The following is a 13156-nucleotide window of genomic DNA, read 5'->3' as shown; positions in this document are numbered from 1 at the left end:
CGTGTTCCCAATCGGCGACCCAGGCGGGGGTGCACAGTGAGCACATCCAGGAGCGACGCAGACCGCCTGCGTCGCAGGGACCTCTACGACGCCGCAGCCGGGGTGACAGGACCGCGCCTGCTGCCCTGGATCACCCAGGACGGGAACCCCTGCTACCTCAGCACCGACGGCAGGGGCTACCTCTCCTCCCTCGCCGACAGCATCGAAGAGGTGCAACTCGACATGGGCGAAGAACTCCTGGGGTACGCCCGCGGAGTCGTGGCTCCTGGGGACAAGATGCTCTCGGCCGCCGAATACCGGTGGCTCGCCTGCCGGCTGACTGAAGCCCTGACCGACGCACTCCGGGTCGCAGAGTCGCGCGGTGACCGCATCCCCGCCCCGCCCGAGAGCCCCGGCTCCTGACGGCAGTAGCGACGGCAACAACCACAGATTCAGGCGCACAACCACGGACTCCGGCGGACCGCCAAATCCCTCCCCACCTGCATAAAGGCGGCTAGAGGAGGGGATGCCAGCACACGTACTATGTGCTCGCAGGCGCCACCCCCGTCCTAGTCCACAACTGCGGGAATGCCGAACGTGGTCTTCGCGCATTCGCGGATCTCAACCGTCTGGGCCCTGGAAAGAACGAGGGCGCGGCAAGTGCTCTGCTAACTCCTTCGGGAGGTGCGTATTTCCGACGTAAGTACGCGCAGGGTTGGAGAGGCAAGGCGGAGCCTCCCCCTTCCCCTTCGTAGGGTTCTTGATCAGACAGGACATCACGGTGGTTGTGCTGAGATCGGATGTATCGCGCAGGCGATGGAAGCCGGGGATGTGGTGCGAGGTGGCAGTAGCTTGGCGGTCCTCCGTAAGCCATTCGACCACCCGCGATACAGGGATCTCCTTCCGGCTTGTGAGTCGTGTCAACTCGTCATGGCCAGGCTCCGAATCGCTGACCTGTACCCAGGAAATGGGGCGCCGTAGTGGGTAGAGTTCTCAAGCGGTTGGCTGCAGTGCGCTGGGCCGACCTGTCGGACGCAACTGGCTCGGCAGACGGCATTCCCGCTTTGCTTTCACGGGCGGCGTGGGCGGATGGGCCAGCTGCGTGTGCGGCTGTAGATGAATTGTCGGACAGGGTCTGTGCGCTCGGTTTCGTGGTGTCTGAGGTCACGCCGGTCACGGTTCCATTCCTTGTGGAACTGGCAGGTCACCCCGAGGCGCAGTGCCGGGTGGAGGTGATTGACTTGATCACCTCGATTCACAAGACAACGCAGTGGGCAGACGCCTCGGCTGCGGCAGATCCGAGATATCGTTCAGCGTTCGAAGCAAAGGTCGCCTGGGAGCTGGCGGCGAAGGATGCGGTGCTAGCGCACAAGCAAGTCGTCGAGCTTCTTGCGCGGGACACGGACCGCGGAGTGGCAGCTGCCGCCAGTCGGCTTCTTTCGCTTCTGTCGAGCTGACGAGATTCAGCTCTGGAGCGTCCCCTTCCCGAGGGGCAGCGGCGCGACTTGGTGCTGATGGGGCTGCGCCCGAGGCGCCGTGAGGCCGCGGTTCTCCCGAGAAGTAGAGGGTGCCCTTCGGCGCGCCGGCTGGGTGCCGGATCGCAGGGTTGACCGCGCTATATGGAAGGCGTCACTGCCGAAGTTCACCTCGCATGCCGCAGCTGTGGAGTTTCCTTCAAGGATCTGTTTCCGGCGGCCCGCCGGGGGTGTCTGACGGGAGTAGTTGGCCGCTTGCGGAGTTCGGTGCGGAGGGTGAGTTCGTGCAGCGCGCAGGTGGTCGCTTCGGGCGGTGGTGAAGGACTGGCGGGCTGCGTCGGCGCGGTCGGGGCGTTGCGGCGCTGTGCGCGATCTCCTCCCTCGCGGATGGCACGCTCCAGGGTGGACTTGGACTTGGACATGGAGTGGATGTGCGCCGGCGTCGGCGGGTCCTGGTTCGGGAGTGGTGCGGTGAGCCGCGCAGGCGCGTGGGGTCGGCCCGGGCGGGGCGGGTGGTTGGGCTGCGAAGTCCTGGGTGTGCGGGGTCGAACAGGGGTGGTGGGGGTGTCGGAGCTTGGGGAAATGTCCAGTTCGGGTAGATTTGCCACGGTAGTTGGTTTCGGCGTTCCGGGAGGGACACTCGTGGCTATTGATCTGGACAAGGTGCTCGACAAGGCGTGGGCCGACAAGCCGCTCGCCGAGGTGCTCGCGGCTCCCGTGGCCGCGCTCAAGGGCGTCAGCGACAAGGACGGCGAGCTGCTGCACGAGGCGTTCGGGGTCAGGACCGTCGCCGACTTCGGGCAGCTGAAGTACGTGCGGTGGGCGCAGGCGCTCGTCGCGCTGAACCAGACCGTCAAGGCCTAGCGGGAGGCCGTCCTCCCCGGCCCCGGGAGGGGTGGGGAGGACGGCCTCTTTCGTGTCCTACTCGCCTTCGCCCTCGAGGTTGCCCTCGGTGTCCAGGTAGACCTGGCGGAGGGCTTCGAGGATCCGGGCGTCCGGCTTCTCCCACATGCCGCGGGACTCGGCTTCGAGGAGGCGCTCCGCGATGCCGTGCAGGGCCCAGGGGTTGGCCTCCTCCAGGAAGGCGCGGTTGGTCGGGTCGAGGACGTACGTCTCGGTGAGCTTGTCGTACATCCAGTCCGCGACCACGCCCGTCGTGGCGTCGTAGCCGAACAGGTAGTCGACCGTCGCGGCGAGCTCGAAGGCGCCCTTGTAGCCGTGGCGGCGCATCGCCTCGATCCACTTGGGGTTGACGACGCGGGCGCGGAAGACCCGGCTGGTCTCCTCCACCAGCGTGCGGGTCTTCACGGTCTCGGGACGGGTGGAGTCGCCGATGTACGCCTCCGGGGCCGTGCCGCGCAGGGCGCGGACGGTGGCCACCATGCCGCCGTGGTACTGGAAGTAGTCGTCCGAGTCCGCGATGTCGTGCTCGCGCGTGTCCGTGTTCTTGGCGGCGACCGTGATGCGCTTGTAAGCCGTCTCCATCTCGTCGCGCGCCGGACGGCCCTCCAGGCCGCGGCCGTAGGCGTAGCCGCCCCACACCGTGTAAACCTCCGCGAGATCGGCGTCCGTACGCCAGTCGCGGGAGTCGATCAGCTGGAGGATGCCGGCTCCGTACGTACCCGGGCGCGAGCCGAAGATACGAGTGGTGGCCTTGCGCTCGTCGCCGTGGACGGCGAGGTCCGCCTGGGCGTGGGCGCGGATGAAGTTCGACTCCGCCGGCTCCTCCAGCGAGGCCGCGAGCCGGACCGCGTCGTCCAGCAGGCCGATGACGTGCGGGAACGCGTCGCGGAAGAAGCCCGAGATGCGCAGGGTCACGTCGATGCGGGGGCGGCCGAGCTCGTCGAGCGGGATCGGTTCCAGGCCCGTGACGCGGCGCGAGGCCTCGTCCCAGACCGGGCGGACGCCGAGGAGGGACAGGGCCTCCGCCACGTCGTCGCCCGACGTGCGCATCGCGCTCGTGCCCCACAGGGACAGGCCGACGGAGGCGGGCCACTCGCCGTTGTCCGTGCGGTAGCGGGTCAGGAGGGACTCGGCCAGCGCCTGGCCCGTCTCCCACGCGAGGCGGGAGGGGACGGCCTTCGGGTCGACCGAGTAGAAGTTGCGGCCCGTGGGCAGGACGTTGACCAGGCCGCGGAGCGGGGAGCCCGAGGGGCCCGCCGGGATGAACCGGCCGTCGAGGGCGGCGACGACGTGCGCGATCTCGTCCGTCGTGCCCGCCAGCCGGGGGACCACCTCGCGGGCCGCGAAGGACAGGACCGCCGCGACCTCCGGCGACTGGTCCGCGGCGACCGAGGACACGGCGTCGAGGGACCAGTCCGCGTCCTCCATCGCCTGCACCAGGGCGCGGGCCTGCGCCTCGACGGCGTCCGCCGAGGTACGGGTGGCCTTGGACTCGTCGAGGCCGAGCGCCTCGCGCAGGCCCGGGAGGGCCGTCGTACCGCCCCAGATCTGCCGGGCGCGCAGGATGGCGAGGACCAGGTTGACCCGGGCCTCACCGGTCGGGGCGCCGCCGAGCACGTGCAGGCCGTCGCGGATCTGGGCGTCCTTGACCTCGCACAGCCAGCCGTCGACGTGCAGCAGGAAGTCGTCGAAGCCGTCGTCGTCCGGGCGCTCTTCGAGGCCCAGGTCGTGGTGGAGCTTCGCCGCCTGGATCAGGGTCCAGATCTGGGCGCGGATGGCCGGCAGCTTCGCCGGGTCCATCGCGGAGATCTGGGCGTACTCGTCGAGGTGCTGTTCGAGGCGGGCGATGTCGCCGTAGGACTCGGCCCGGGCCATCGGCGGGACGAGGTGGTCGACCAGGGTCGCGTGCACGCGGCGCTTGGCCTGGGTGCCCTCGCCCGGGTCGTTGACCAGGAAGGGGTAGATGAGGGGGAGGTCACCGAGCGCGGCGTCCGGCGCGCAGGCCGCGGACAGACCGGCGTTCTTGCCGGGCAGCCACTCCAGGTTGCCGTGCTTGCCCAGGTGGATCATCGCGTCGGCGCCGAAGCCGCCGTCCTCCGCGCGCGCCTGGATCCAGCGGTACGCGGCCAGGTAGTGGTGCGAGGGCGGCAGGTCCGGGTCGTGGTAGATCGCGATCGGGTTCTCGCCGAAGCCGCGCGGCGGCTGGATGAGGACGAGCAGGTTCCCGCGGCGCAGGGCCGCCAGGACGATGTCGCCCTCCGGGTTCGCCGAGCGGTCCACGAACATGTTGCCCGGGGCCTCGCCCCAGTGCTGCTCGACGCTCTCGCGGAGCTCGGCCGGCAGCTCGGCGAACCAGCGCTTGTAGTCGGCGGCCGGGATGCGGACCGGGTTGCGGGCCAACTGCTCCTCGGTCAGCCAGTCCTGGTCGTGGCCGCCGGCCTCGATCAGGGCGCGGATCAGCTCGTCGCCGTCGCCGGACACCAGACCGGGGACGTCCTGGGCGGGGCCGAAGTCGTAGCCGCCGGCGATCAGCGTGCGCAGCAGCTCGACGGCGCTGGCCGGGGTGTCGAGGCCGACGGCGTTGCCGATGCGGGAGTGCTTGGTGGGGTACGCGGACAGGACCAGCGCGACCTTCTTGTCGCGGCGGTCGATGTGGCGCAGACGGGCGTGGCGTACGGCGATCCCCGCGACCCGGGCGGCCCGCTCGGGGTCGGCCACGTAGGCGGGCAGGCCGTCCTCGTCGAGCTCCTTGAAGGAGAACGGGACGGTGATCAGGCGGCCGTCGAACTCCGGCACGGCGACCTGGGTGGCGGCGTCGAGGGGGGACAGACCCTCGTCGTTCTCCTCCCAGGCGCTGCGCGAACCGGTCAGACACAGGGCCTGGAGGATCGGCACGCCGAGCGCGGCGAGTGCGCCGGCGTCCCAGGACTCGTCGTCACCGCCGGCGGAGGCGGTCGCGGGACGGGTGCCGCCGGCCGCGAGGACGGTGGTGATGATCGCGTCCACGGATTCCAGGGCCTGGAGGAGCTCCGGCTCGGGGGTGCGCAGGGAGGAGACGTAGAGGGGGAGGGGCTGGGCGCCCTTCGCCTCGATGGCCTCGCAGAGGGTGTGGACGAAGGCGGTGTTGCCGCTCATCTGGTGGGCGCGGTAGTAGAGCACGGCGACCTTGGGGGCGGTGCCGGTGGCGGTGCCGGTGGTGGTGCCGGGGGTCCGCTGGGCGTCGCGCTCCAGGGGGCCCCAGGTGGGGGCGGCGGCGGGCGGTTCGAAGCCGTGGCCGGTCAGCAGGACCGTGTCGGAGAGGAACCGGGCCAGCTGGTCGAGGTTGGCGGGACCGCCGTGCGCGAGATAGCCGTGGGCCTCGGCCGCGATGCCGATCGGGACCGTGGAGGCCTCCATCAGCTGGGCGTCCGGCGCCTGTTCGCCGGTCAGGACCACGACAGGGCGGGTCTGGCCGGGGGCGAGGAGCAGGTCGAGGCCGTCCTGCCAGGCGCGGAGGCCGCCGAGGAGGCGTACGACGACCAGGTCGACCCCGTCGAGGAGGCCGGGGAGGTCGTCGAGGGGAAGGCGGGAGGGGTTCGCGAACCGGTACGGGACGGGGCCGTCCGCCGTGTTCGCCGCGCGGGCGCTGAGCAGATCGGTGTCGGACGTCGACAGCAGCAGGATCATGCGGCGGCAGGCCTTCCTCGGGGTTTCCGCGCCCCGGGCAGTGAGGACAGCGGGAGTTCCTGACTTGCCCGGCGGTGTGGCGCTGCCGGGTTCACAGTGGCGGGACCGCGCCGGAATCGCACCGGGCTTCCTCCCATGTCGCCGTCCTCGGCGACGGCGGGCCGTGTGGTCCGCCGGAAGGTCATCTTAGGGGTGGGGTGGGACGGGGTGCGCCGCCGGGCTGGGGTGGTCGGGTTGGGTGCGGCGTGGTTGCGGGCGCTCTGCCGGTCGCTGCGCTGGGCTGGGGCGGGATGTGGCCTGGCTGGCCGGCCGGGTGGGTGCGGCGCCGTTGCGGGGGCTCTGCCCCCGGGCCCCCGCGCCTCAAACGCCGGCGGGGCTGGATTGGCGGGGCTTTGGGTGGCCGGGTGGGTGCGGCGCCGTTGCCGGGGCTCTGCCCCGGGCCCCGCGCCTCAAACGCCGGCGGGGCTGGATTGGCGGGGCCTTGGGTGGCCAGGTGGGTGCGGCGCCCTTGTCGGGGCTGGATGGTCCGGGTCTGGCTGGAATGGTGTCCGGGCTGGTGGGGGTGGTGACGGACACAGGTCGGGGGAGGGGAATCGTGGGTATGCTCGCCGCCATGCCCCAGCCACCTTCCGCCGCATCGCGGGACGAACCCGTCATACGGGACCGTGGTGACGCCTGCCCGGGTGCGCTGCGGCTGCACGCGGCGGACGACGGGTTCCTGGCGCGGGTGCGGATTCCCGGCGGCATGCTCGACGGCGCCGCGGCGCTGCTGTTGGCCGATGCCGCCGACCGGCTCGGCGACGGGCACCTCGACCTGACCTCGCGCGGCAACGTACAGCTGCGCGGCCTCGGGGAGAGCTGCGGCGGGGAACTGGCCGGGCTGTTGGCAGCCGCCGGGCTGCTGCCCGCACCCACGCACGAGCGGGTACGCAACATCGTCTGCTCGCCGCTCACCGGCCTCGACCTGCTGGGCCTGCCCGATGTGTCCCCCTGGGTCGCGGAGCTGGACGCGCTGCTGTGCGCGAGCGGGGCGGCGGCCGGGCTGTCCGGGCGGTTCCTCTTCGCCCTCGACGACGGCCGGGGTGACGTGACCTCGCTCGACGCGGACGTGAACCTCGTCCCGCGGGCGGGAGGGAGCGCCCTGCTGTGGGTGGGGGCCAGGGGTGACGCGGCCGTGCGCGTCTCTTCGGACGACGCGCCGCAGGCCGCGCTGGTGGCCGCCGAGTACTTCCTCGACGCCGTCCGCGAAGCCGGTACCCGGGTCTGGCGGGTGGCCGAGCTGGCTCCCGAACACGCTCTGTCCGGTGCCCGGTTGGCGGAGCGGCTGGCCGATGCCGGTGTCCACGCCGTCCTGGCGACACCGGACCCGTCCGCGCCGACCGTACCGTCCGCCCCGCCGCCCGAGCCGGGTGTCGTGCCCGGGCCCGACGGCACCGCCTCGCTCTCCCTGCTCGCGCCGCTCGGGCGCCTCACCACCGCGCAGTGGCGTCGGCTCGCCGGGCTCACGGGCCGGGTCCGGCTGACTCCCTGGCGGGGGATCGTGACCCCCGGACTGCCCGGCCGCGCGGCCTCCGCCGCGCTCGCCGGCCTCGCCGACGCGGGTCTCGTCACGGCGACCGACAGCCCCTGGCGGTCCGTCACCGCCTGTACCGGCAAGCCCGGTTGTACGAAGTCCCTGGCCGACGTACGCGCCGACGCGCGGGCCGTCATGGAACGCGCCCGCGGGCCGCTGCCCGTGCACTGGTCCGGCTGCGAGCGCCGGTGCGGGCACCCGCGCGGCTCCGCCTGGGTGGACCTGGTCGCCACCCCCGGCGGATACGACCTCCACCTCGAAGGCCGCGCCCCGCGACGCGGCGTACCGGAGGGCGAGCTCGCCCCCGCCCTCGCGGACGCCCGCCACGCAGATCACGTACGTGACAACCTCCCCGACTCAGTGCAGAAATGAGCGAGTACACCGTGTTCGAGTACGAGAAGGACGGCGCCGCGATCTACCGCCAGTCCTTTGCCACGATCCGCGCCGAGGCGGACCTCTCCGGCCTGCCCGCCTCGGTCGCCCAGGTCGCGGTGCGCATGATCCACGCCTGCGGAATGACCGACCTCCCGCAGGACCTCGGCTACACCCCCGAGGTGGTGCTCCGCGCCCGCGCCGCACTGGAGGCCGGCGCGCCGATCCTGTGCGACGTGCAGATGGTCGCCAGCGGGGTCACCCGCAAGCGGCTGCCCGCCGACAACGACGTGATCTGCACCCTCTCCGACCCGGCGGTGCCGGACCTCGCCGCGAAGATGGGCACCACGCGCAGCGCCGCCGCCCTCGAAGTCTGGCGGGACCGCGGCCTGTTGGAGGGCTCGGTGATCGCCGTCGGCAACGCCCCGACCGCGCTGTTCCGGCTGCTGGAGATGATCGAGGAGGGCGCTCCGCGCCCGGCCGCCGTCATCGGCGTCCCCGTCGGCTTCATCGGCGCCGCCGAGTCCAAGGACGCCCTCGCCGCCCACCCCTCGGGGCTCGACCACCTGATCGTGCGGGGCCGGCGGGGCGGCAGCGCCATCGCCGCGGCCGCCGTCAACGCCATCGCGAGCGTGGCCGAATGAGCGCCGACCAGGCCCTGCGGGGGCGCCTCTACGGGGTCGGGCTCGGGCCCGGCGACCCGAACCTGATGACGCTGCGGGCCGTGCAGGTGATCGGCGAGGCCGATGTCGTCGCCTATCACAGCGCCCGGCACGGGCGCTCCATCGCCCGCTCGATCGCGGCGGCGCACCTGCGCGAGACGCACATCGAGGAGCCGCTGGTCTACCCGGTCACCACCGAGACCACCGACCACCCCGGCGGCTACCAGGGCGCGATGGAGGAGTTCTACGAGGCCGCCGCCGCCCGGCTGGCCGCGCACCTGGACGCCGGCCGGACCGTCGCCGTGCTCGCGGAGGGCGACCCGCTCTTCTACAGCTCGTACATGCACATGCACAAGCGGCTCGCGGACCGGTACGAGACCGAGGTCATCCCCGGGGTCACCTCGGTGAGCGCCGCCGCCGCCCGGCTCGGCACCCCGCTGGTGGAGGGCGAGGAGGTCCTGACCATCCTCCCCGGCACCCTGCCCGAGGAGGAGCTCACCGCCCGTCTCGCCGCCACCGACTCGGCGGTCGTGATGAAGCTCGGCCGCACCTTCCCGGCCGTGCGGGGCGCGATGGAGAACAGCGGCCGGCTCGCCGAGGCCCGCTACGTCGAACGCGCCACCATGGAGGGGGAGCGGACCGGCCGGCTCGCCGACACCGACCCGGCGAGCGTGCCGTACTTCGCCGTCGCCGTCGTGCCCAGCCGGATCGGCAACCCGGGCAGCGTGCCGTCCGGCCCCGGCGAGGTCGTGGTCGTCGGCACCGGCCCGGCGGGCCCGCTGTGGCTCACCCCGCAGACCCGGCGCGCGCTGGCCGACGCCGAGGTGCTGGTCGGCTACACGACGTACCTGGACCGCGTTCCCGTGAAGCCGGGCCAGATCCGGCACGGCTCCGACAACAAAGTGGAGTCGGAGCGCGCCGAGTTCGCCCTCGACCTGGCCCGGCGCGGGCAGCGGGTGGCCGTGGTCTCCGGCGGCGACCCCGGTGTCTTCGCCATGGCCACGGCCGTCCTGGAGGTGGCCGGGCAGGCGGAGTACGAGAACGTGCCCGTACGGGTGCTGCCGGGCGTGACCGCGGCCAACGCGGCGGCCGCCGCGGCCGGCGCCCCGCTCGGCCACGACTACGCCACCGTCTCCCTCTCGGACCGGCTCAAGCCGTGGGAGGTCATCGCGGAGCGGCTGCGCGCGGCCGCCTCGGCCGACCTGGTGCTCGCCCTCTACAACCCCGGCTCCCGCAGCCGCACGTGGCAGGTGGCGCAGGCGCGCGAGCTGCTGCTGGAACTGCGCGCTCCCGAGACCCCGGTGGTCGTCGCCCGCGACGTGGGCGGGCCGGAGCAGTCGGTGCGGACCGTCACGCTCGGCGAACTGGAGCCGTCCGAGGTCGACATGCGCACGATCCTGCTGATCGGTTCCTCGCAGACGCAGGTCACCGAGCGGCCCGACGGGTCGCGGATCACGTGGACCCCGCGCCGCTACCCGTGAGGGCGGCCACGTAGGTCTGGCCGGGCCCGGAGCGGCGAACCGTCTCCGGGCCCCGGGCTGTTCGCGGCCCGGGGCCGGACGGCGGCCGGAGCCGGACCGCGGCCCGGGGTCCCGCCTCGGCCCGCGCCGTCCGCGTCTGCGGGCGTCCGCGCCCTACGCGGGATCGGAGTCGAGCCAGCGCAGTGCCTCGAGGACCGAGGTCGCCTGCGGTTGGCCCTGCGGCACCGCGGGGCGGCGGACGACCAGGACCGGGATGCCGGCCTCGCGGGCGGCCGTGAGTTTGGGGGCGGTGGCCGAGCCTCCGCTGTCCTTGGTGACGAGTACGTCGATCCGGTGGCGGGCGAGCAGTTCCCGCTCGTCGGCCAGGGTGAACGGGCCCCGGTCCAGCAGCACTTCCAGGCGCGGCGGCACGGGACCGTCCGGCGGATCCACCGAGCGCACCAGGAACCAGGTGTCGGTGAGGTGCGCGAAGGTGTGCAGGCCCATCCGCCCGGTGGTCAGGAAGGCCCGGCCGCCCAGTGGGGGCAGTGCGGCGGCCGCCTCTTCCAGGGAGTCGGCGAACCGCCAGTCGTCGCCGGGACCCGGGGTCCAGCCGGGCCGGCGCAGCGCCAGCGTCGGGACGCCCGTGAGCGCCTGCGCCTCGGCGGCGTTGAAGCTGATCCGCTCCGCGAACGGGTGGGTGGCGTCGACCACGTGCGTGACCCCGAAGCCGATGATCCAGCCCGCGAGTCCCGCGATGCCGCCGAAGCCGCCGACGCGGGTGTCGCCCGGCGGGAGGACGGGCGCGGCGACCCGGCCCGCGAGCGAGGTCGTCACCCGGTACGAGCCGTGGTGCTCCAGTGCCTCCGCGAGGCGGCGGGCCTCCGTGGTGCCGCCGAGGATCAGGACGTGCCGGTCCGGCTCGCGGCCGGGTTCAGCAGACATGGCGGTCGCGCTCCGGGGAGTACAGGTGGCTGTCCCGGAACTGCTCCGCCCCCAGGGTGCGGCCGACCACGATGACGGCGGTGCGCACCAGGCCCGCCTCCTTCACCTGGGCGGCGATGTCGGCCAGGGTGCCGCGCAGGATCAGCTCGTCGGGGCGGCTGGCCATCGCCACGACCGCCACCGGGCACTCGGCCCCGTAGTGCGGCAGCAGTTCGTCGACGACCCGGTCCACGTAGCGGGTGGCCAGGTGCAGGACCAGGAGCGCACCGCTGCGGCCCAGGGTGGCCAGGTCCTCGCCGGGCGGCATCGGGGTGGCCTGCTGGGCGATGCGGGTCAGGATCACCGTCTGGCCGACGGTGGGCACCGTCAGCTCCCGCTTGAGGGCGGCGGCCGCCGCCGCGAAGGCGGGTACGCCGGGGACGACCTCGTAGGGGATGCCGGCCGCGTCGAGCCGGCGCATCTGCTCCGCGACGGCGCTGAAGATGGACGGGTCGCCGGAGTGCAGCCGCGCCACGTCCTGGCCCCCGGCGTGGGCCCGTACGCACTCGGCGATGATCTCGTCGAGGTTCAGCCGCGAGGTGTCGACGAGGCGGGCGTCCGCCGGGCACTCGGCGAGCAGCTCGCGCGGTACGAGGCTGCCCGCGTAGAGGCAGACCGGGGCGGCGGCCAGGGTCCGGGCACCGCGCACCGTGATCAGGTCGGCGGCGCCGGGGCCCGCACCGATGAAGTACACGGTCATGTTCGATCCTTCTCCTTGGATGCGGTGGCCGGCTCGGCAGGCTTCGTGACCGACCACTGGGTGACCGGCATCGCCTGCCGCCAGCCCGTGAATCCGCCGACGGGCACGGCGTGCGCGACCGCGAGCTTCACCAGTTCGCCGCCGTGGCGGCGGTAGCGGTCGGTGAGGACCGCCTCCGATTCGAGGGTGACGGTGTTGACGACGAGGCGGCCGCCGGGGGCCAGCGCCGCCCAGGCCGCGTCCAGCAGGCCCGGCGCGGTGAGCCCGCCGCCGATGAACACCGCGTCGGGGGCCGGGAGTCCGTCGAGGGCCTGCGGCGCGGCGCCGACGACCACGCGCAGGCCCGGTACGCCGAGCGCCGCCGCGTTACGGCTGATGCGTGCGGCCCGCTCCGGTACGCGCTCCACCGCCACCGCCCGGCACGAGGGGTGCGTGCGCATCCACTCGATGCCGATGGAGCCGGAGCCGCCGCCGATGTCCCACAGCAGCTCGCCCGGGGCCGGCGCCAGCGCGCACAGGGTCGCGGCGCGGACGTGGCGCTTGGTGAGCTGCCCGTCGTGTTCGTACGCGGCGTCCGGCAGGCCGGGGGTCGCGCCGAGGCGCGGTGCGGCGTGGGCCGGGTCGCGCCGGCAGTCGAGGGCCACGACGTTCAGGGGGTCGCCGGGTGCGTGGTCCCAGCTGTCGGCGCGGCCCTCGTACGCGTCCTCGCGCTCGGACCCGAGCTGCTCCAGCACCCGCATCCGGCTCGGACCGAAGCCCCGCTCTCGAAGCAGAGCAGCGATCTCGTTCGGGGTCGCCGCTCCGGCGCTGAGCACCAGCACCCGGCGGCCGTCGTGCAGCGCCGCCGCGACGCGGGCCACCGGGCGGCCGACCACCGTGATCACCTCGGTGTCCTCCACCGGCCAGCCCAGGCGGGCGCAGGCGTACGACACGGACGACGGGTGCGGGTGGACCCGCAGCGACAGCGGCCCGAGCTCCTCGGCGAGGGCCCGGCCGATCCCGTAGAACATCGGATCGCCGCTCGCCAGCACCGCGATGCGGCGGCCGGCGTGCTCGGCCATCAGCTGCGGGACGGCCGGCCGCAGCGGGCTCGGCCAGGCCACCCGCTCACCGGCGCACTCCCCGGCCGGCAGCAGGTCCAGCTGGCGCGGCCCGCCGATCAGGACCTGGGCCGCGGACAGCGCGGAGCGCGCGGCGGTGGTGAGCCCGGCCCAGCCGTCGGCGCCGAGGCCGACGACCGTCACGGTTCTGGGGGGCGGTGCGGAGCTCACTGCGCGGTACCTCGGGGACGGGAAGGGGAAAGACGGCGGACCCGCAGCCTACTGGCCTGCGGATGCGGGGCCCGCGCCCACCCTCGCAAGGCCGCTGCGGAGCCCTCGCGG

The 13156-nt window shown here is 73.4% G+C and carries 10 protein-coding genes and 1 riboswitch; of the genes, 6 read left to right on the top strand and 4 right to left on the bottom strand.

The window, feature by feature from the left end:
* The first annotated feature begins 36 nt into the window (after window positions 1-36).
* From ACZ6JT_RS07195 to ACZ6JT_RS07185, 3 genes are all read left to right on the top strand, one after another.
* Window positions 37-402: a hypothetical protein gene (locus ACZ6JT_RS07195; protein ID WP_469208023.1), complete on the top strand. Its 366-nt coding sequence runs from the start codon at window positions 37-39 to the stop codon at window positions 400-402.
* Between the two features lie 587 nt (window positions 403-989).
* Complete coding sequence (locus ACZ6JT_RS07190) at window positions 990-1436, top strand: hypothetical protein (protein ID WP_469208246.1); 447 nt, start codon at window positions 990-992, stop codon at window positions 1434-1436.
* A 600-nt stretch (window positions 1437-2036) separates the two neighbouring features.
* Complete coding sequence (locus ACZ6JT_RS07185; protein WP_469208021.1) at window positions 2037-2318, top strand: hypothetical protein; 282 nt, start codon at window positions 2037-2039, stop codon at window positions 2316-2318.
* A gap of 57 nt (window positions 2319-2375) precedes the next feature.
* On the opposite strand, the gene cobN is transcribed toward ACZ6JT_RS07185, so the two are convergent.
* Window positions 2376-6023: a cobaltochelatase subunit CobN gene (gene cobN / locus ACZ6JT_RS07180; protein WP_469208019.1), complete on the bottom strand. Its 3648-nt coding sequence runs from the start codon at window positions 6021-6023 to the stop codon at window positions 2376-2378.
* Between the two features lie 53 nt (window positions 6024-6076).
* A riboswitch (cobalamin riboswitch) is annotated at window positions 6077-6177 on the bottom strand.
* A 459-nt stretch (window positions 6178-6636) separates the two neighbouring features.
* On the opposite strand from cobN, the gene cobG reads away from it, so the two are divergent.
* The 3 genes from cobG to ACZ6JT_RS07165 are packed head-to-tail and all read left to right on the top strand — an operon-like array spanning window position 6637 to window position 10111.
* A complete protein-coding gene (cobG, locus tag ACZ6JT_RS07175) occupies window positions 6637-7968 on the top strand; it encodes a precorrin-3B synthase (protein ID WP_469208017.1) in 1332 nt (443 codons plus the stop codon).
* A complete protein-coding gene (locus ACZ6JT_RS07170) occupies window positions 7965-8612 on the top strand; it encodes a precorrin-8X methylmutase (protein ID WP_362807581.1) in 648 nt (215 codons plus the stop codon). The genes cobG and ACZ6JT_RS07170 overlap by 4 nt, the downstream gene beginning before the upstream one ends.
* A complete protein-coding gene (locus ACZ6JT_RS07165) occupies window positions 8609-10111 on the top strand; it encodes a precorrin-2 C(20)-methyltransferase (RefSeq protein ID WP_469208014.1) in 1503 nt (500 codons plus the stop codon). Before ACZ6JT_RS07170 ends, ACZ6JT_RS07165 begins: the two co-directional genes overlap by 4 nt.
* Window positions 10112-10264: 153 nt before the next feature.
* Here ACZ6JT_RS07165 and ACZ6JT_RS07160 read toward each other — a convergent pair whose 3' ends face one another.
* Genes ACZ6JT_RS07160 through cbiE form a run of 3 tightly spaced genes read right to left on the bottom strand, consistent with a single transcriptional unit; the run spans window position 10265 to window position 13045 of the window.
* A complete protein-coding gene (locus ACZ6JT_RS07160; protein WP_469208012.1) occupies window positions 10265-11035 on the bottom strand; it encodes a cobalt-precorrin-6A reductase in 771 nt (256 codons plus the stop codon).
* On the bottom strand, window positions 11025-11774 hold the full coding sequence (cobM, locus tag ACZ6JT_RS07155; protein ID WP_469208010.1) for a precorrin-4 C(11)-methyltransferase: 750 nt from the start codon (window positions 11772-11774) through the stop codon (window positions 11025-11027). Before cobM ends, ACZ6JT_RS07160 begins: the two co-directional genes overlap by 11 nt.
* Complete coding sequence (cbiE, locus tag ACZ6JT_RS07150; RefSeq protein WP_469208008.1) at window positions 11771-13045, bottom strand: precorrin-6y C5,15-methyltransferase (decarboxylating) subunit CbiE; 1275 nt, start codon at window positions 13043-13045, stop codon at window positions 11771-11773. The genes cobM and cbiE overlap by 4 nt, the downstream gene beginning before the upstream one ends.
* Window positions 13046-13156: the final 111 nt, after the last annotated feature.

Source organism: Streptomyces sp. NPDC046308, from assembly GCF_055588065.1.
Note: the sequence above shows the minus strand (reverse complement) of the source record. Positions and strands in the feature narration are given on the sequence as shown.